Annotated in this window: 20 protein-coding genes and 1 tRNA gene; 11 read left to right on the top strand and 10 right to left on the bottom strand. The window is 38.2% G+C overall.

Features of this window, described 5'->3' with window-relative positions; genetic code table 11:
• Window position 1: 1 nt before the first annotated feature.
• From RIB54_RS03135 to serA, 3 genes are all read right to left on the bottom strand, one after another.
• On the bottom strand, window positions 2–1,144 hold the full coding sequence (locus tag RIB54_RS03135) for a hypothetical protein (RefSeq protein WP_350099232.1): 1,143 nt from the start codon (window positions 1,142–1,144) through the stop codon (window positions 2–4).
• An 86-nt stretch (window positions 1,145–1,230) separates the two neighbouring features.
• Window positions 1,231–1,698 (bottom strand): nuclear transport factor 2 family protein, encoded by a 468-nt coding sequence (locus RIB54_RS03130; protein WP_350099231.1) that lies wholly within the window; start codon window positions 1,696–1,698, stop codon window positions 1,231–1,233.
• Window positions 1,699–1,716: 18 nt separating this feature from the next.
• On the bottom strand, window positions 1,717–3,615 hold the full coding sequence (gene serA / locus RIB54_RS03125; protein ID WP_350099230.1) for a phosphoglycerate dehydrogenase: 1,899 nt from the start codon (window positions 3,613–3,615) through the stop codon (window positions 1,717–1,719).
• 218 nt (window positions 3,616–3,833) lie between these two features.
• On the opposite strand from serA, the gene RIB54_RS03120 reads away from it, so the two are divergent.
• A complete protein-coding gene (locus tag RIB54_RS03120) occupies window positions 3,834–4,265 on the top strand; it encodes a GNAT family N-acetyltransferase (protein ID WP_350099229.1) in 432 nt (143 codons plus the stop codon).
• A 75-nt stretch (window positions 4,266–4,340) separates the two neighbouring features.
• Here RIB54_RS03120 and arsN2 read toward each other — a convergent pair whose 3' ends face one another.
• From arsN2 to pgi, 4 genes are all read right to left on the bottom strand, one after another.
• The gene (gene arsN2 / locus RIB54_RS03115) at window positions 4,341–4,772 is read right to left on the bottom strand and encodes an arsenic resistance N-acetyltransferase ArsN2 (RefSeq protein WP_350099228.1); all 432 of its coding nucleotides are present in this window, start codon (window positions 4,770–4,772) and stop codon (window positions 4,341–4,343) included.
• Between the two features lie 124 nt (window positions 4,773–4,896).
• Window positions 4,897–5,319, bottom strand: a complete 423-nt coding sequence (locus RIB54_RS03110) for an ArsI/CadI family heavy metal resistance metalloenzyme (RefSeq protein ID WP_350099227.1) — start codon at window positions 5,317–5,319, stop codon at window positions 4,897–4,899.
• Window positions 5,320–5,384: 65 nt separating this feature from the next.
• Window positions 5,385–5,711 (bottom strand): ArsR/SmtB family transcription factor, encoded by a 327-nt coding sequence (locus RIB54_RS03105; RefSeq protein ID WP_350069950.1) that lies wholly within the window; start codon window positions 5,709–5,711, stop codon window positions 5,385–5,387.
• Between the two features lie 41 nt (window positions 5,712–5,752).
• Entirely contained in the window at window positions 5,753–7,411 is a 1,659-nt protein-coding gene (gene pgi / locus RIB54_RS03100) for a glucose-6-phosphate isomerase (protein ID WP_350099226.1), read from the bottom strand.
• A gap of 330 nt (window positions 7,412–7,741) precedes the next feature.
• Between pgi and RIB54_RS03095 the strand changes: the two genes are divergently transcribed.
• Window positions 7,742–8,608: a bile acid:sodium symporter family protein gene (locus RIB54_RS03095; protein ID WP_350099225.1), complete on the top strand. Its 867-nt coding sequence runs from the start codon at window positions 7,742–7,744 to the stop codon at window positions 8,606–8,608.
• Between the two features lie 146 nt (window positions 8,609–8,754).
• Here the strand turns inward: RIB54_RS03095 and RIB54_RS03090 are convergent, their stop codons facing one another.
• Both RIB54_RS03090 and RIB54_RS03085 read right to left on the bottom strand, forming a co-directional pair.
• Window positions 8,755–9,009: a GIY-YIG nuclease family protein gene (locus RIB54_RS03090; RefSeq protein WP_350099224.1), complete on the bottom strand. Its 255-nt coding sequence runs from the start codon at window positions 9,007–9,009 to the stop codon at window positions 8,755–8,757.
• Window positions 9,010–9,046: 37 nt separating this feature from the next.
• Window positions 9,047–9,120, bottom strand: a tRNA-Met gene (locus RIB54_RS03085).
• Between the two features lie 135 nt (window positions 9,121–9,255).
• Between RIB54_RS03085 and RIB54_RS03080 the strand changes: the two genes are divergently transcribed.
• From RIB54_RS03080 to bshB1, 9 genes are all read left to right on the top strand, one after another.
• Window positions 9,256–9,651 (top strand): START-like domain-containing protein, encoded by a 396-nt coding sequence (locus RIB54_RS03080; RefSeq protein ID WP_350069962.1) that lies wholly within the window; start codon window positions 9,256–9,258, stop codon window positions 9,649–9,651.
• Window positions 9,652–9,707: 56 nt separating this feature from the next.
• Window positions 9,708–11,489 (top strand): LptF/LptG family permease, encoded by a 1,782-nt coding sequence (locus RIB54_RS03075; protein ID WP_350069965.1) that lies wholly within the window; start codon window positions 9,708–9,710, stop codon window positions 11,487–11,489.
• A 72-nt stretch (window positions 11,490–11,561) separates the two neighbouring features.
• Window positions 11,562–11,837, top strand: a complete 276-nt coding sequence (gene rpsO, locus RIB54_RS03070; protein ID WP_155185488.1) for a 30S ribosomal protein S15 — start codon at window positions 11,562–11,564, stop codon at window positions 11,835–11,837.
• Between the two features lie 93 nt (window positions 11,838–11,930).
• Window positions 11,931–14,063, top strand: coding sequence for a polyribonucleotide nucleotidyltransferase (gene pnp, locus RIB54_RS03065; protein WP_350069968.1), 2,133 nt, complete (start codon window positions 11,931–11,933; stop codon window positions 14,061–14,063).
• Between the two features lie 78 nt (window positions 14,064–14,141).
• The gene (locus RIB54_RS03060; protein WP_350069971.1) at window positions 14,142–15,005 is read left to right on the top strand and encodes a sigma-70 family RNA polymerase sigma factor; all 864 of its coding nucleotides are present in this window, start codon (window positions 14,142–14,144) and stop codon (window positions 15,003–15,005) included.
• A gap of 156 nt (window positions 15,006–15,161) precedes the next feature.
• Window positions 15,162–16,109 carry a thioredoxin-disulfide reductase gene (gene trxB, locus RIB54_RS03055; protein WP_350099223.1) on the top strand — a complete coding sequence of 316 codons (948 nt, stop codon included), beginning with the start codon at window positions 15,162–15,164 and terminating at the stop codon, window positions 16,107–16,109.
• A 10-nt stretch (window positions 16,110–16,119) separates the two neighbouring features.
• On the top strand, window positions 16,120–16,707 hold the full coding sequence (locus tag RIB54_RS03050; protein WP_350099222.1) for a penicillin-binding protein activator LpoB: 588 nt from the start codon (window positions 16,120–16,122) through the stop codon (window positions 16,705–16,707).
• 12 nt (window positions 16,708–16,719) lie between these two features.
• Window positions 16,720–18,132 carry a COG3014 family protein gene (locus tag RIB54_RS03045; protein WP_350099221.1) on the top strand — a complete coding sequence of 471 codons (1,413 nt, stop codon included), beginning with the start codon at window positions 16,720–16,722 and terminating at the stop codon, window positions 18,130–18,132.
• 10 nt (window positions 18,133–18,142) lie between these two features.
• Window positions 18,143–18,862 carry a bacillithiol biosynthesis deacetylase BshB1 gene (gene bshB1, locus RIB54_RS03040; protein ID WP_350099220.1) on the top strand — a complete coding sequence of 240 codons (720 nt, stop codon included), beginning with the start codon at window positions 18,143–18,145 and terminating at the stop codon, window positions 18,860–18,862.
• 1 nt (window position 18,863) lies between these two features.
• On the opposite strand, the gene RIB54_RS03035 is transcribed toward bshB1, so the two are convergent.
• Entirely contained in the window at window positions 18,864–19,736 is an 873-nt protein-coding gene (locus RIB54_RS03035; RefSeq protein ID WP_350099219.1) for a TraB/GumN family protein, read from the bottom strand.
• Between the last annotated feature and the right edge of the window lie 30 nt (window positions 19,737–19,766).

The following is a 19,766-nucleotide window of genomic DNA, read 5'->3' as shown; positions in this document are numbered from 1 at the left end:
ATTAATACCTCCTATAAAAATCATTTACAGCTGGGACTAGCTGATCATATATCGGTCTGGTGAATTCTATAAATAATGTCTGAGGATCCGGGGGCAGTATCTCTTGCTGTTGGCATATCTTAAATTGATCCTCTGTTAGCGCTCTTTCATCACCATTGAAATTGCCCCATTGTGAAAACCATATAAATTCACCATTGAATTTCCGGTGTGTAAGTACTGCTTTTGTATCTGCATCGGTGACACGCATACTTAACAGACCACGTGAACGCACTTCTTTTCGGTTTATAACCAACGTGGCCGATACGGTACTGTATACATCTTTTTCCCCAGCCCTTGTGGATACCGTACCTGTTTTAACACTGTCCCTGCTTACTTTTTCAGTGCTTCTTTCAGTGTGGGTTTCCCCAACTACAAAATCATCAAATTGTAATCTCAGGTACTGATCAACAAAAGGCAGGTTGTTGGCCTTCACTTCTCTTGGGGTATAAAACTGGACAAATTCATTACTTCTAAACTGGGTATGAAGGTATTCTTCAATTTTATCCTGAAAGAAGTTACCGCTTAAATTGTATCTAGAGGGCACAGGTATTTGCTCAACCACCACTTTTAAAGTAGCCATAAACTTGGCTTCATCCATCTTATCACGAACGTCTTTATAGTTGGGAACAAATGAGTTAGCCTCTCTGAATAATAGGTAAGCACCTTTTGCATCTTCACGTGTGTCCCTTGCCAAAAGTATGAGCGCTTCTTCATAACTTTCTTCAGCGGCCTGCTGCTTTAATGTTGATACTTGTGCAAAATAATTTTTTGGATTACTAATCACGCTAAGGGCACCGGGGGAGGCACGTATTTCATTATACATAGTATTTATTTGCTGATAATGCCCCAGTGCGTTTTTGTATTTGAATTGAGCATTGCTCGATAATACGGTATTGGCATTTTGCTCAGCAGTTTGGAGGGCTAAAGGATAACTTCTTTTTAAAGCCTCCTTAGACTTTTTATGAGATGGGTTTTGTCGTAGCCGGTTTACTGCTTTTAGCACTGCACTGTAATAATCCCCTTTTTCATATGCTTTTTTACCGCTGGAGCAGTTAGATAAAACAATAGGAATGATTAGTGCAAAAACATAAATATATTGTCTCATTGATTTATAGATTGAATTCAACTGCATTCTACAGAATTAATGCCAAAATTAAAATGCAAGTAAATAATTTGAAGTTGAAAGGCCAACTATTGCTGGCTTTCAAACTTCTTTAAGGCTTTTAGAGCTTGTGAGCGAATTTTATTTTTCACCAATGGTGTAAAGCCAAGCAAGAATCCAGTTGTGCCCAATGCCATACGGCTCCATCGCCAAATGTCAAACGCATCTTTATGGTCAATGATTTTCCCATCTTTAATGGTCATATTGGCGGTAATAATATTGTGAACTTGTCGGCCAGTTTTGGAAAATTTGTAGTGTGCCTCCCAATTGGTAACAACCTTATCATTTTTAACAATAGGAGTAGTGTGCGTTATTTTTAAGCCTGCATCTCCTTGCTGAAGAAGCATGCGCCACATATTATGAGCCTTAGAACCTGTTAATTTTCCAAATGCAGGGTCTTCAAATGTTACATTGTCATGGTAACAGGAGAGCATGCCATCTATGTCTCGACTAGCGAAACTTTCATAAAATTTATCGGCAACAGCAATATCTGACAAAGTATCCATAGGGTTAAATTAATACAAAACCCTGAATTTAATGGTATGTTCTATACTTCTTAGTGCCTTTATCACATCCTTGTCGTATTCTTTGTCAATGTCGGTAATAACATACCCAATGACTTCATTGGTCTTCAAGTATTGACCTACAATATTGATCTGATGATCTGCTAATACCTGATTGATTTTAGCCAGAATGCCAGGCATGTTTAAGTGAATATGAATCAAACGGTGAGCATTCTGAAGCGTTGGCAACTGCAGGTTAGGGAAATTGACACTATTGGTGGTGCTACCAGTGTTTATATATTCCATAATCTTATTTGGGACAAAAGTGGCTATATTTTCCTGTGCTTCCAAGGTGCTTCCCCCAATATGCGGAGTTAAGAGTACATTGGGCAGGCCTCTTAAAGGAGAAACGAATTCATCATCATTACTTTTCGGCTCTTCTGGGAAAACGTCAATGCCAGCCCCTGCAATTTTACTGTTTAATATGTTGTTTTTCAGGGCGTCTATATCAACTACATGGCCTCGGCTTAAATTTAAAAAGATAACTCCATCTTTCATTTGTTTGAATTCTTTCTCACCAATGATGTTAGCATTTTCTTTTCGCCCATCAACATGAAGTGATATAATATCAGATTCGCCAAGCAGTTCTTCAAGGCTTTCACATTTAGTGGCATTACCTAATGCTAATTTTTCTTCTATATCAAAATATAAGACCTGAAGGCCGATGGATTCGGCCAGCACCGATAACTGAGCTCCTATATTGCCATAGCCTATAATTCCTAACTTTTTACCCCTGATTTCAAAACTTCCTTTGGCCGACTTATCCCAAATCCCTTCATGCATTTTAGCTGACCTGTCACTTAACTGACGAAGCAGCAATATAATCTCAGAAATGGCCATTTCTACGACTGATCGGGTATTGCTAAAAGGTGCATTGAAAACGGCAACACCTTTCTCAAGACAGGCTTCTAAATCAATTTGGTTTGTTCCAATACAAAAAGCACCTATTGAAATTAACCGGTTAGCATTGTCTAATACTCTTTTTGTGACCTGGGTTTTTGATCGGATACCAAGGATAGAGACATTCTTGATTTTCTTTACGAGCTCATCCTCATCCAGTCCGGCAGGGTAGACCTCTACATTGTATCCTTCCTTTTTTAAATTCTCAATGGCCTTGGAATGTACACTTTCTAAAAGAAGAACATTAATTCTATTCTTAGGATATGATATTGCGGTGTTCAATTTATTCAGGTATAAAAATTCATCAAAACTAGGAGTAATATGATCGGCATTTTCTGTTACGTTGGCCCTTTCCACATTTTCTGTGAAAGCGTAAAACTTATTGGCAAGACCAGCGGCTTTTATTTCATAGTCGGTGTACCCGTCACCAATCACATAAATATCGCCTTTTAATTCTAAAGATTTTAACTGCTCAACTTTTCCATTGTTAGATGAAAGCACATTTTCTTTATCAAACCCTACAATATTACCATCAGTGTCAAATTCGAATTCATTGGCACAAACATTTTCAGGTTTAATATAGTAGTCGCCAACAATAGGCACGATGAAGTCTTTAAAACCATTGGAAATGATATAAATCCTATCAGCATATTTCTCGAAGAAATCGGCATTCCTTTTAAAAGATGTCGATACCACTTTTTTCAATTCTTCTACAAGCTTTGGGAGATGATTTTTATGGGCGTTGAGAATGCTAATACGTTGTTCCAGAGACTCACGAAACGAAAATGAGCCATTCATTCCCTTATCTGTAATGTCTTTTATTTGCTGAAGTCTGCTAGCTCTTTCCGGTGAATCTTTTAAGGATATTTCACCTAAAATGTCCAGTGCTTCAACCTGCGTAAACGTACTGTCAAAATCAATAATGAAGTATTTCTTATTCCCTTTGCTCATTTTTCTGGTCTTATGAGGACGAAATAAGCAGATTAATTCATCTTAATAAAGTTTATTCCAGATTAAATTCTTGCTGTAATTTATGCAACCGATTGCTGACCTTTTTAAACTGGATTGTTATTAATAAAGGGGTGTGTTTGACAAAGGGTTATTTCAATATATTTATTTAGGGGGCGTATATTTAATAATCTAATTCAAGAGTCTAATAACAGATTAAAATGGAATTTGTAGGTGCTCAATCTAATTATGATCTATGGTTTAAGTTAAGAAGGGCTTTGTATCATGACCTTTCAGAAGAGTTTGATCATGAGGAGATGTTACAAATTGAAAAGAGTGACTGGCAAGAGTCCTTTTTGATAATTAATAATGGTGTATTTATAGGATTGGTTGAGTTAAGCTTAAGAAATATGGTTGATGGATGCCTGTCAAGCCCTGTTGCCTATATTGAAGGTATTTATATCATAGAAGGACAACGTGGAAAGGGTTTAGGTAAAGGTGTTATTGAATGGATAAAGGAATGGGCAAGAAGCAAAGGGTGTACTGAACTGGCAAGTGATGTGGAACTTACCAACATCGGCTCGCAACGCTTTCATGAGTCATTGGGTTTTCAGGAAACTTATAGGGTGGTAGAGTATAAAATGGATCTGTAAGTTGTGTTAGATAATAAGGCAATATTTTTTAAATACATAAGTCTCCCATTTTTAATGCTGGAGGCATTGAGAAAATCACGATTTAATATTATAAGTCATACAGATGGCTGTAGAAGGACAAATGGACTTGAATTCTTCAGTATCTAAAATTTCCTTAGGAACCATATTCCGGTCTATTTTTATAAAATTGTTTCTTAGGAAGAAAGGCGAGGCAGTTTCTGTGAGCAAGTAAAGTTGCTTAATTCCCATTCTGCCGGATGCAGCAAGAAGCGTGTTCAATACCTGATTGCCATACCCCTTATTTTGGTATTTCTGCTGGATGGCAAGAGAGCGCAATAGAGCAAAGTCCCCTTTAATTTCCAAAGCACCTATCCCAGTCATTTGGCCTTCATGAAACAGGCCCCAGAACTTCTGATGGGTTAAGTCAATATCTTTTACAGGTAAGCCGTGGTCATCCAAGAGCTTAAGTATTTCTGGTAAGTAGCTGAGGTCTAATTGTTTTATCATAAAAATTCAGGTTGTTATTTGGTAAAAATACTTAAAAACCAATTGCACTGGTACATGGTAGCACCAGTGCAAAAGTCTCAACAAACCTGGCTACAAAAGCTCGGTGTGTTGTTTTTGCATAGCCTTAAGAGCAGCAGGCTGCTTCTTCTGAATATTTTTCATCATTCTGCTCCACATCTTCAAGAAACTTGAAAACTTCCCATTTATAGCCATCAGGATCGGTCACCCAAAACTTATCTTGCTTGGCATAGCAGCACTTCACCTCTTTTTCTTCATCAACAGGAAGGTTCTGAGTTAATGCGTTACCAAGTTTAGATTTTAATAATTCCGGATTGTTGACTTCAATGCCGAAGTGAACATGCTGTGGGTTTACCTTCCCACCTTGAACAAAGCTAATGTTCAAAGAAGGCTCATCGAGCAGATATTTTGCATAACCCTGTTTGGTTTTAACAGGCTGGGTTTCAAAAAACTTGTTATAGAAGGCTACTGTCTTTTCTATGTTAGTTACGGAGTAGCTTACGTGCATTCTGGTTGTGAAATTTTCCATTGTTATAATTTTATAAAGTTTAACATTTTAAATCGTAATAATACGATAGATAAGGGCAAATTTTTTTAACAGCAGTTATTCACAGGGTATGAAGCAAACAAGTCTCCTAATTGCCCTTTCGCTTCTCCCCACACTTCAGCATTAATGCAATAGCAAACACTTGGCCCATCAATGGTACCTTTAATCAGGCCTGCATCTTTTAGCTCTTTTAAATGCTGAGAAACGGTGGATTGGGAAAGTGGCAGCTCGTTAACGATATCACCACATACGCATGACTGAGCTCTCGTCAGATACTCAATAATGGCAATGCGCGCAGGATGGCCTAAAGCCTTCGCCAGCACGGCCATCCTGTTCTGCTTTTCTGTGAATTTTTCTGTCTTTGATAAACCCATGCCTCCTTAATCGTTATTTTACGATAAAAGTTTCGTAAACCTTAAAATTTATTTTTATAAGCTTTGTATTCATTGATTAGGCCATTTGTAGAGCTGTCATGGCTTTCTACTTTACTATCACCGCTCAACTCTGGAAGAATCTTTTTGGCCAATTGTTTACCCAATTCAACTCCCCATTGGTCAAAACTAAAAATATTCCAAATCACACCTTGAACAAAAATCTTGTGCTCGTACATGGCTATAAGGCTGCCCAATGTTCTTGGAGTTAGTTTTTTAAACAATATAGAGTTTGTTGGCCTGTTACCTTCAAATACTTTGAAAGCCTTCAAATCCTCAATTTCTACATCAGACATTCCATCGGCTTTCAATTCTGCTACAACTTCACCTTCGGTTTTTCCATTCATCAGGGCTTCTGTTTGGGCAAAGAAATTGGCCATCAATTTGTCATGATGATCCCCAATAGGATTGTGGCTTAGGGCAGGGGCAAGAAAATCGCATGGAATAAGTTTAGTGCCTTGGTGTATCAATTGATAAAACGCATGCTGACCATTCGTGCCAGGTTCGCCCCAAATGATAGGCCCTGTTTGATGATGGACTTCGTCTCCATTTCTATCTACTGACTTACCATTACTCTCCATATCGCCTTGCTGAAAATATGCGGCAAAACGGTGCATGTATTGGTCATATGGTAATAGGGCTTGTGCTTCGGCATTAAAGAAGTTGTTATACCAAATGCCTAGCAGCGCAAGTATTACAGGGGCGTTTTTATCAAAAGATTCATTGGCGAAATGATTGTCCATCTCATGGGCACCTTCAAGCAGTTCTTTGAAGTTTTTAAAGCCTATTGTACAGGCTATTGACAAACCAATGGCTGACCATAAAGAATAGCGGCCACCAACCCAGTCCCAAAACTCAAACATATTGGCAGTATCAATACCAAATTCAGCAACAGCACTGGCATTGGTCGAAATGGCTACAAAGTGTTTTTTGATACCTTCTTCATTGCTACCATTTTCAAGAAACCAACTACGCGCAGAGTGAGCGTTGGTCATGGTCTCCTGAGTGGTAAAGGTTTTAGAGGCTATCATAAATAGCGTTGTTTCAGGGTCAACTTTTTTTAAGGTCTCTGCTATGTGTGTCCCGTCAACATTAGATACAAAATAGGTCTCAATGTTTTGCTCCTTGTAAGGTTTGAGTGCTTCAGTCACCATAACTGGTCCCAAGTCTGATCCGCCAATACCAATATTTACAATTGATGTAATGGCTTTCCCTGAATACCCTTTCCAGCCTCCAGATATAATCTGATTTGAAAACCCTTCAATTTGAGCCAAAACCCGATTCACATCTGGCATCACATCTTCACCATCCACTATAATAGGGGTGTTGGATGCATTGCGAAGTGCAGTGTGCAATACAGATCTGTTTTCTGTTCTATTGATCGCTTCACCACCAAACATGGCATCAATAGCCGCTTTTAGATTTGTTTGCTCGCAAAGCTCAAGTAGTGTTCCTATAGTCTCATCATTTATTCTATTTTTAGAATAATCAATAACGATATCATTAAACTTTAAATGAAACTTATTATATCTGTCTGCATCGGTTTTGAAAAGCTCTCGCATATGAGTTTTGCTCATATCGTAGTAATGCGTGGCTAACTTGTTCCATGCAGGAGTTGAAGTGGGATCGATATTTGGAAACATAGTCTATTTGAAAAAAATGAAATTCAAATTTAGACAAAGAAATTATTTGAGGGAGGATTTATTGATAAAAAGGCGAAGCGCCATTGATAGTGAAATATATTGGGAATAATCTCTTGCATAATTAAGGTTCCTATTTTTTGTGTTTGGTATGCTACAAAAAAGATTGGTAACCTATAACCTGATACCTGCCTTGGCGAATCGGCAAGACACTCATTTTTTCACAGCTACCCAGTGTTTAATAAGAAAGCCCCAAAGTGCCGAGGCTAGGAGTTTATTGATTTTTTAAATAGTTTAGGTCGTTATAGTTCAAAATCTTAAATGCTACAATAAGTGGAAACAAATCTTCTGACACAGCTCTTTTTACCTCTCGCTTTATTTATCATTATGTTGGGTATGGGTCTAACTTTAAAGCCTAACGATTTTAGAAATGTAATTTTGTTTCCTAAAGCAGTAGGGGTAGGGCTTGCACTAAAACTCCTTTTTATCCCTGTCCTTACTTTCGGCATGTTGTACATTTTCCCCTTGGATCCTGAGCTGGCTGTAGGTTTTGTATTACTAGCGGCCTGTCCTGGAGGTGCTACCACTAATTTAATTACCCATCTGGCCAAAGGCGATGTGGCACTTTCCATAACCCTAACTGCAATAGCCAGTATCATCACCGTGTTTACCATCCCATTGATGGTTGATTTTGGTATGCTGCAGTTTATGGGTGAAAGTCAGAAGATCGAACTTCCGTTGCTAAAAACTATTGGGCAGATATTGGCCATTACCGTTGTGCCTGTATTTGTTGGGATGGTCATTCATGGTAAATATCCCAAACTGTCACAAAAAGCGGAGCGACCAGTAAAGATACTTTCAGCAGTTTTTTTAGTGTTGATTATTGCAGCAGTGCTGATTAAAGAAAGAGCTAATCTCGGTGAATTTTTTGCAAAAGCCGGCCCTTTATCCTTATTCCTCAATCTTTCGGGTATGCTTTTTAGCTATTACATTACTATGGCAATCACTAAAAACAAAGCACAGGCATTGGCATTAGGAGTTGAAGTGGGTATTGTAAATGGTACGTTGGGCATAGCCATTGCTGCGGGTATTTTACAAAACTCAGTAATGACCATTCCATCAGCAATTTATAGCATTATCATGTTTCCCTCGGTAATGTTATTGGTTTATATGGGTAACAGAAAGCCTGTATTAAGCTAAACTAGAGGGCTGTTCAGTTTTAAGAACCTGACCCGTTTTGGAGTATCAAAACAAAAAAAAAGGCAGCTTTAGGGCTGCCTTGATTTCGTAGCGAGAGGGGGAATTGAACCCCCGTCCGCCAGCTGGCGGATAAGAATCCTGCCAGGCTAGTTCAGTTTACTGATTAACTCCCAAATAAATTTCCTTCCAGCTGCAGATTTAAGTTGTTTTTCTCTTTTAATGGCCATTGCTTTTGATGGATATTCTTCAGTGTAAACCAAAATCCAAGGCCTAAATTTAGAAGTATACCCTTTAGTCGAATAAATATTATGGCTATCAAGTCTATTCTTTATGTCAGAAGTGTAGCCGATATATATTTTGCTAAACTTAGAGCTGTACAAGGCATATACTGTGTAGATCATAACAAAAAAAGGCAGCTTTAGGGCTGCCTTGATTTCGTAGCGAGAGGGGGAATTGAACCCCCGACCTCAGGGTTATGAATCCTGCGCTCTAACCATCTGAGCTACCTCGCCAATTCATTTTATCCGTCTGAAACGGAGCGCAAACTTACAAAGTTTGAGATTTATATTCCAAAGGCTTTTTAATTTTTATTTATGTTGCCACTTTCACAAAATTAACATATCTTAAAATCAACTAAAGAGTGTGATATGAGTAAATTCCTATTTACTGGAGATTTTGAGATTAATGCATCTAAACAGATGCTCTATCAGTACTTAAATTCTGCTAGCGGTTTGTCTCAGTGGTTTGCTGATGATGTGACCATAGATGAAGATAAAGTCTATAATTTTATCTGGGATGAAGAAGACCATAAGGCTAAAATGGTCTCTCATCGGACAAATCACTATGTGAAATTTGAGTTTTTACCTGAGAATGGTGAGCATGATGATGACCCGGCATACTTTGAAATTAGGCTTGAGCTTAATGAGCTTACGCAGTCTGTGTTTATTAAAATAACAGACTATTCAGAAATGGAAGATGTGGACGAATTATACGATTTGTGGCAAGGTTTAATCGATAATTTAAAAGAAACAGTCGGGGGTTGAGCTTTCTATTGTTCTTTATTTAATTTTGGTCTCCTTTTTGCTGACAAGACCGTTGAATGAAGAAATTAGATAAGTTAATACTGTCCTCATTTCTGGGGCCATTTTTTCTGACCTTTTTAGTGGTGGTATTCATATTGCTTACCCAACATATGCTCAAATATTTTGATGACATAGTGGGTAAGGATTTGGGCTGGGATATCCTGGGGCAACTACTTTTTTATTTTGCCATCTTTATGACACCCATAGCTTTGCCTTTGGCTGTATTGCTATCCTCTCTAATGACATTCGGAAATCTGGGTGAGCACTTTGAGCTTACAGCTATCAAAAGTGCTGGAATATCACTTTTAAGAGCACTTTTACCCATTTTTGGATTTGTATTACTTCTTACCGTTTTTGCATTTTACTCTAATAACTATTTTGTGCCCAAAGCAGCTCTCGAGGCCTATAGCCTCCTTTGGGACATTAAACAAAAGAAGCCTGCTCTGGATTTAAAGCAAGGTGCTTTTTATAATGGTATTCCAGACTTTAACATTAAAGTCGATAAAAAACATGATGATGGAAAGACTATCGAAGATATAATCATTTATGATCATCGTGGACAGACTGGCAACAAGAAAATTACGCTTGCAGACTCAGGTGCAATGTATATGATCAATAATGAGAGGTATTTAAAACTCGAACTGTTTAATGGTAATTTCTACTTTGAGGATTACAGTGAGGCAGGAGGTAAGCCAAGGGCAGAGGAGACAATGTCTAGAAGTAGTTTTACAAGGAGTGAATATGTACTTGACCTTTCATCATTTGGTATGGACCGCACTAATCAAAGCCTATTTGAAGGTAACAGGATTATGCGAAACCTTAATCAGCTAAATGATGATGTTGACTCTGTAAACCGAAGAATAATGGATACTAAGCTTAACGTGTTTAACGACTCACATTATGCTTTTTATTACCACTTAAGGGAAGACAGCCTTCAAATGCCTGCCGATTTGGTGAGTTTTAAAGAAGAAAGAGACTCTCTTGATGCGGCCAGGGAATTGTTAAAGGAACAGCAAGAGGCTGAAAAACAGGACTCACTTCAGCAATTAAAAGTCAGTACTTCTGTCAATAAAATTAAAAAATCCGCAGTAAAGGAAAATAGGAAAAAGCAGGATGCGGAACCCAATCAGGCTCTAAAAAGGCGGCAGAAGTCAGTGGCGGCAAGAAATTTAGAAAGGGAAAATAGAAACCTTAAACTTCCAAAGCTTGATGATACAAAACCTAAAGTGGTGGCAAGAAGAACGAATAGTAAAATTTATATATATGATACCCTTTCACACTTGGAAATAGTTAGATATCTGGAAAACGATTCTTCAGGTCAGCTATTGAGTGTTATTCAAACCTCCTTAAATAATATTAGGCAAACAAAAAGTAAGGTGCAATCGCACAACCAGTCTTTGGAGCGCTATGTATACGAGAAGAACGTGTTTGACATTCAGTACCATAAGATTTTGGCCAACTCATTTGCTTGTATTGTTATGTTTTTAATAGGTGCCCCCCTTGGAGCCATTATTAAGCGAGGTGGGTTAGGTATGCCGGTTCTCATGTCCATTATATTCTTCATTATATACTATGTATTTACCATGACGGGCGAGAAATGGGCGAAACAGGATTATCTTGATCCAATGTGGGCCATTTGGTCGGCAAACATATTACTCCTCCCAATAGGCCTGTTTTTCTTGAGGCAAGCTAGGAATGATGCCAGATTGTTTGAGGCCGATTTCTATAGTGTAATGATTGAGAAGTTTAATAGGTGGCGTAAAAAGGGTAAACTATCCCTAGAAGAAAATTCTGATTAAGTGTTGTTAATTGTTATTCATATTGATACTTTTGCACCTTAATTTTTAACGAACAAATAACTTTTGCTAAGCATGTATTTACAGAAAGAAAAAAAGGAAGAGCTTTTTGAGAATCATGGTCGGTTAAAGTCTAAGAAAGATACAGGATCTGCTGAATCTCAAATAGCACTTTTTACCCACCGTATTCTTCACCTTACAGAGCACATGAAGAAAAACAAAAAAGACTACTCAACACAACAAGGTCTTTTGAAACTTGTGGGTAAGAGAAGAAAATTATTGAATTATCTTCACAAGACGGATATCGAGAGATATCGTGCAATTCTTGCAGAATTGAAATTAAGAAAGTAATTAAAAAGGGAACCTCAAAGGTTCCCTTTTTTCTGTTTATTACTATTTTAGTTCGGCAAGCCAACAGAAAATTTTTACAACAATAAATTATATATGCAAATTATTAACAAAACCATTAACCTACCTGATGGGAGAACCATCACCATTGAAACTGGCAAGTTAGCGAAACAAGCTCATGGATCAGTGGTTGTGAGAATGGGTAACACCATGCTTCTCACTACAGTGGTGGCCAACAAAGAGGCCAAAGAAGGTGTAGATTTTTTACCATTATCAGTTGATTATCAAGAGAAGTTCGCTTCTACTGGTAAAATACCTGGTGGATTCCTTAAAAGGGAAAGCAGGCTTTCTGATTATGAAATATTGATCAGTCGATTGGTTGACAGAGCTATCAGGCCGATGTTCCCAGACGATTATCACGCTGATATTCAAGTAGCTATTTCTTTAATTTCTGGTGACGAAGAGTCATTACCAGATGCTTTGGCTGCTTTGTCAGCTTCAGCGGCACTGGCGGTTTCTGATATCCCATTTAACGGACCAATATCTGAAGCTAGAGTATCAAGAGTTGAAGGTGCCTGGATAGTTAACCCTACTAAGTCTCAAAAAGAGCTAGCTGATCTAGACCTTATAGTTGCTGCCAGTTATGATAACATCTTAATGGTAGAAGGTGAGATGAAGGAATGTTCTGAAGAAGATATGCTTGAAGCAATTAAAATTGCTCATGAGGCTATTAAAGAACAGTGTAAAGTTCAAATGGAACTTGAGAAGGAAGCAGGTAAGACAGAAAAGAGAGAATACTCTCATGAGATTAATGATGAAGAGTTAAAGGCGGATATGAAAGCTAAGCTTTATGATAAGGCTTATGCTATTGCTGCAAAGCAGTCTGCTGATAAAAACGAAAGATCAGAAGCATTTAGTGCACTTAAAAATGAGTATATAGAAAGCCTTCCTGAAGATCACGAACATGATGCTGCCTTAATTAGCCGTTACTATAAATCAATACAGAAAGAAGCTTGCAGAAACCTTGTTTTAGAAGAAAATAAGCGTCTTGATGGTAGAAAATTAAATGAAATAAGACCTATCTGGTCAGAAGTTGATTATTTGCCAAATGCACACGGTTCCTCTGTATTTACCAGAGGGGAGACTCAGTCATTAAGCACTGTTACGTTAGGTACAAAGCTTGATGAACAGATGATAGACGGAGCCATGTATTCTGGTTTCAACAAATTCATGCTTCATTATAATTTCCCTGGATTTTCTACTGGTGAAGTTAGACCAAACAGAGGACCAGGTAGAAGGGAAGTAGGACACGGAAACTTGGCATGGAGAGCACTTAAAGTAGTTCTTCCTGAGGAAAATCCATATACAATAAGAGTTGTTTCTGACATTCTGGAATCTAACGGTTCATCTTCAATGGCTACCGTTTGCGCAGGGTCTTTAGCTTTAATGGATGCGGGTATTCAAATTAAGAAGCCTGTTTCTGGTATAGCCATGGGTATGATCTCTGATAGCAAAACCGGAAAATTTGCTATTCTCAGCGATATTTTGGGTGATGAAGATCACCTTGGAGATATGGACTTTAAAGTAACTGGTACAGAAGACGGTATTACAGCTACTCAAATGGATATTAAGGTTGACGGCTTATCTTATGATGTGCTTAAGAAAGCATTGGATCAGGCAAGAGAAGGCAGACTTCATATTTTGAATGAAATGAAGAAGACACTTGCTGAGCCTAAAGATGATCTTAAACCAACAGCACCAAGATCTGTAGTCTTGAAAATTGATAAAGAGCTTATAGGTGCAGTAATAGGGCCCGGTGGTAAAGTTATTCAGCAGATTCAGAAGGATACTGGAGCTACTGTAGTTATCGAAGAAGTTGATAACCACGGTGTTGTAAGTATTTTCGCTGTTAACAAGGATGCTATGGATGGTGCTCTTGCTAAGGTTAGGGCTATTGTGGCTATGCCAGAAGTAGGAGAAACTTATGACGGAGTGGTTAAGTCTATTATGCCATTTGGTGCTTTTGTTGAATTTATGCCAGGAAAAGATGGTCTACTACACATCTCAGAGATCAAGTGGGAAAGAGTAGAAAAGATGGATGGCGTAATGGAAGTAGGAGAGAAAGTTAAGGTTAAGCTTGTTGAAGTAGATAAGAAGACTGGAAAATACAGACTTTCAAGAAAAGTGCTTCTTCCTAAACCTGAGAAAAAAGAAGAAGGCGCTAATTAAATTTTCTACAAATCTTGCCATTTGGCTGTTAATTCTTTAAAATCGTTGTTGGTCAGTAGGAACTAACAATAACATTGAATGAGGCAGCTTAAGATCAGTAAGCAGATTACCAATAGGGAGAGCCAGTCTCTCGATAAGTATCTGCAGGAAATTGGTAAGGTGGATTTGTTGACACCCGATGAAGAGGTGGAACTGGCACAACGAATTAGAGAAGGAGATCAGCTAGCACTTGAAAAACTGACCAAAGCAAATCTTAGATTTGTAGTTTCAGTTGCAAAGCAATATCAAAACCAAGGTTTGTCACTCGGAGATTTAATCAATGAGGGAAACCTTGGTTTAATAAAAGCCGCTCAGCGTTTTGATGAGACCAGGGGCTTCAAATTCATTTCTTATGCCGTATGGTGGATTCGTCAGTCAATCCTGCAAGCCTTGGCAGAGCAATCAAGAATAGTGAGATTACCTTTGAACCGTGTAGGTTCATTAAATAAAATTTCTAAGACCTTTTCTGAACTTGAACAAAAGTTTGAGCGGGAACCATCACCTGATGAGTTAGCAGAAGTTTTGGAAGTTACAACAGCGGAGGTTGTAGATACCATGAAGATATCGGGTCGCCATGTATCAATGGATGCCCCTTTTATTCAGGGTGAAGAAAATAGCTTATTGGACGTTCTGGAAAATGACTTAGAGGAAAAACCCGATTCGGAGTTAATGAATGACTCATTGAGGCGTGAGGTGCAAAGAGCCTTATCGACTTTAACGCAGAGAGAGTCAGATGTAATTGCTTTGTATTTCGGATTAAATGGTGAGCACTCCATGACATTGGAAGAAATAGGTGAGAAATTCAGTTTAACGCGTGAAAGAGTACGCCAGATCAAAGAAAAGGCCATTAGAAGGCTAAGGCATACATCAAGAAGTAAAGCCTTAAAACCTTATTTAGGATAGCTATTAAATGATAGAGTAATATGATAAGGTCTCATTGAAAAATGAGACCTTATTTTTTTAATTTTGCCGTACCAAATAAAAGAAAGAATAATTGTATCTGAGGACAACTATTTTGAAATGTTTGGGGTTAATTGATTTAAATTATACTTACTGAAAATGACTGAAGAAAAAGTAAAAGTGTTGATTATTGGTTCTGGGCCTGCTGGATATACTGCAGCAATTTATGCATCAAGGGCTGGATTGAATCCAGTACTAATAACCGGAGGTGAGCCCGGAGGGCAATTGACCACTACTAATGATGTTGAGAATTTTCCAGGTTATCCAGATGGAATCAATGGCCCACAAATGATGATGGATCTTCAAAAACAAGCAGAAAGATTCGGGACGGATGTTAGATATGGAATGGTAACGTCAGTGGATTTTTCCGGATATCCTCACAAAGCAATAGTGGACGAGAAACATGAAATTACTGCAGAGGCGGTAATTATCTCTACTGGAGCCAGTGCTAAATATCTGGGACTTGATTCAGAAAAGGAATATTACAATAAAGGAGTTTCTGCATGTGCAGTTTGTGATGGTTTCTTTTATAGAGGAAAAGACGTGGCTTTAGTAGGTGGTGGTGACACTGCAGCTGAAGAAGCTACCTATCTGGCTAATCTTTGCCCAAAGGTTTATATGATTGTAAGAAGGGATGAATTACGCGCATCCAAAATAATGCAACAGCGGGTTTTGAATACTCCAAACATTGAAGTGTTATGGAATACGGAAACAGAAGAAATTTTAGGTGATGGAGATTCTGTAACTGGCGCCAGGGTTGTTAATAACCAGACAGGGGAGAAAAGGGAAATTGATGTATCAGGTTTCTTCGTAGCTATCGGACATTCTCCTAATACAGCTATTTTTAAAGATTATTTGGATATGGATGAGACTGGTTATCTGAAGGTTATTCCAGGCACATCTAAGACTAACGTAGAGGGCGTTTTTGTTACAGGCGATGCGGCAGATAAGGTATATCGTCAGGCAGTAACAGCCGCAGGAACAGGGTGTATGGGAGCACTGGATACGGAACGGTTTTTGCAATCAAGAGAGCTTGAAACTGTATAAAAATAAAACCATGAAAAAGACTTTCCTTAATATTATGATGGCAGTGCCAATGGCAATGATTTTAGCTTGTTCATCTTCACAAACTGTTACAAGAGTTGATGCCGATTCCCAAATTGATTTGAGTGGGAGATGGAACGACACCGATTCCAGACTAGTAGCTGAAGAGATGGTGAAAGATGGATTAAGCAGACCGTGGGTGGCTGATTTTATGGATGAAAATGGTAAGAAACCAACGATAATCGTGGGTATTATTAGAAATAAAAGCAGTGAGCATATCAACGCAGAGACTTTTACCACTGATATAGAGCGGGAGTTTATCAATGCTGGACGAGTAAGGGTTGTGCAAGGTGGTGAGGAGCGGGAAGAACTTAGAAGGGAAAGGGCCGATCAGCAGGAATTTGCATCAGCTGAGACCACAAAAAAATGGGGTATGGAGCGCGGTGCTGATTTTATTCTTCAAGGTACCATTAACTCAATAACTGATTCTAACAGCAAAGAAAAATTGGTTTATTATCAAACTGATCTGGAACTTACTCATCTGGAAACAAATGAGAAGGTTTGGATTGGAAGTAAGAAAATTAAGAAAGTCATCAATTAAACCTTTTGGTTGATGTTTAAAATTAAAAGTGCCGCTTTGCGGCACTCCTTTTTTCTACCCCTGATATTCTTGTTGGGGTGCGCTACTTTTTATCAAAAGAATATCATATTCCAGGATTATTTTGCCCAAGGTAAAATGGATGAGGCCAATAATTACCTGGATAAAAATAAGAAACTTTCCCAAGGCAATAATAAATTGCTCTACAACCTACAAAAAGGAGTTGTGCTGCAAATGATGGGTGAGTACCAAGAAAGTAATGATTATTTCGAGCAGGCTTACTATTTAACTGAAGATTATCGAAAGAACTACTCACTAGAGGCACTCAGCTACCTTACCAACTCCTCAGTAAAGCCCTATGTGGGTGAAGATCATGAGAAGGTGCTTATGCATTATTTTAAGGCCATTAATTATCTTAGGCTCAATCAACTTGATGAGGCATTAGTGGAATGCCGCAGAATTAACATTAAACTTAATGAGCTAAATGATACGTATGGTAATCGAAAGAATCGATATGATATTGATCCTTTTGCCCACAATTTAATGGGTATTGTATATGAAGCGTCAGGAGAGGTGAATGATGCTTTTATTGCCTACAGAAATGCATTTGAAGCATATCAAAAGACATCATCTTTTTTTAATGTTTCTGCTCCTGAACAGTTGAAAAGGGATTTGTTAAGGACTGCTTATTTAAATGGCTTTAATTCTGAATTGAGCAAATTTGAAGAGGAGTTTGCGATGAAATATGAGCACAAACCTTCTGAAAAAGGAGAAATGGTTTTCTTTTGGCACAATGGCTTAGGGCCTGTAAAGAGCGAATGGTCGATCAATTTTTTTGTGGTTAAAGGGCAGGGAGGTATAGTGAATTTTGAAAATAAGGAATATGGAATGACCTTTCCATTTCCAGCACCCACAGATTCAGATGGTAAGAGCCAGTTGGGAGATTTGAAGATTGTAAGGGTAGCATTTCCTAAATATGCAGATCGATTGCCTTACTTTCATTCTGCTAAAATTGAATTGGATGGCAATCAATATGATCTTGAAAAAGTTCAGGACATTTCTTCCATTGCTTTTGTAACACTTGAGGATAGGATGGTTAGGGAATTGTCCAATTCCCTAATAAGGTTGGCCGTAAAACAAGCAGCTGAATATGCCGCCAGGCAGGAAAATGAAAACATGGGGGCGTTACTTTCTATTGTGAATGCGTTTACTGAAAAAGCAGATACCAGAAACTGGCAGACGCTGCCACACGATATATCGTATGGCAGAGTGCCTTTAGACGAAGGAGCGAATAAATTTAAATTGGTTACTCAAAGTCATTCAAAAGACAATGCTACATATGATTTTATAGTAGATGGAAATGCCGGGCAGACGGTCTTTCAAGTATTTAGTAGTTTGGAGTCTTCACCACCAAGTAGTTTGTATTAAAGAATCAATTATGAAATTAGATATACTGGCTTTTGCGGCACATCCTGATGATACAGAACTAGCCTGCGCAGGAATTCTGGCCACACATATTAAAAAAGGATATAAAGTAGGTGTAGTTGACCTTACAAGGGGAGAGCTAGGCACCAGAGGTACAGCTGAAATTAGGGATAAGGAGGCCAGAAAGTCAGCTGAATTACTTGGGCTTACTGTAAGGGAAAACCTTGGGTTAGAAGATGGGTTTTTTCGAAATAGTAAAGAAAACCAACTTGTTTTGGTTCAGGCCATTCGCAAATATCAGCCTGACATAGTTTTGTTAAACGCCCCCACAGATCGTCATCCAGACCATGGCAGGGCTGCACAACTCGAACTGGACGCATGTTTTGTTTCAGGGCTTACTAAAGTAGAAGTGTCTGATAATGAAGGACAGTTTTTACAGCCTTGGAGGCCGAAATACGCCTATCATTACATTCAGAGTAATTTACTGATGCCTGATATTGTTATTGATGTGAGTGACTCCTGGGAGTTGAAAATGGATGCTATCAGATGCTTTGCATCACAATTTTATGATCCAAATAGTAATGAGCCTGAAACATTTATCTCTTCTCCGGAATTTATGAAGCTCATTGAGGCCAGAGGCAAAGAGTTTGGCCACGCTATTGGTGCTGAATATGGTGAAGGCCTGATTAAAACCAAAATGCTTGGCGCATCAGACCTTTTTGATTTGAAGTAACTTATTGAACCGCTTTAACTGTATAGCCTTGGTTTCTTAGTTTGGCTATCACACCATGTTCGTCAGCTAAATGCGAAACGCCCAGCAAATAAAATGTTGGAGCTTGTTTGCTATAACTCTCAATTTTAGGAATCCATGCTGCATTTCTTTCATTAATGAAGTGCTTAACGAATTTTTCATCATTTTCAATTGGGTGCAATGTGTATTCCAATGATTGATGTAGATTTCCATCTTTATAAAAGTCTACCAGTTTTTTATAGTCGGCAACCTGCTCATCAAAGTTGTCAATACTATGTTTCAATGCATTTGTCTGTGATTCCAAAGTCATTTTTTCAAGCATGGTTATTTCCTTTTCAATACTCTCTAAAGAAACAGTCACAAGCCCCATTGAATGTGCTTTAGATGTTAGCTCGAGTTCATAAAATTTAATATTTTCACCTAATGCCAACCTTGTCATTGTTGTTGAAAGCATAACAGGTTTAAACTTGCTGTAAACCATATTAAATTTAAAATCTGATACATTGAGTTTAGTGGTAAATATGGATTTTAAACTTTTGTAGTAGTCTTCACCAATAAACTCATCTATAGACTGATGATGCTCTAAATGCGCAGCTTTGTTCATTTCGTGCCTTGAATGATGGTCTAGCCCTGTTTCTGTAGCTACAACTTTACATTTTTTCAATGCAGCTTCTGCATTCTCTGGAAAGTAGTATTTATCAGCCGGTATAAATTTTAGAATCCCAAAAAGGTAAGAAGGTTCTTCAAGCCCATTTCCTGATATTTCCCAAAGCAATGCATTGGTATCTGTCTGCGCTTTGATGGTTAATGCTGAAAGTAAAAGTGCTGCCGTGGTTAATATTTTTGCGATTTTCATAGTTGATATAACTTTTAACTTTGTCAATTT

The organism is Fulvivirga sp. (assembly GCF_040218215.1).
GTDB lineage: Bacteria > Bacteroidota > Bacteroidia > Cytophagales > Cyclobacteriaceae > Fulvivirga.
The sequence above is the reverse complement of the archived record's forward strand: the minus strand, read 5'-3'. Positions and strand labels throughout refer to the sequence as shown.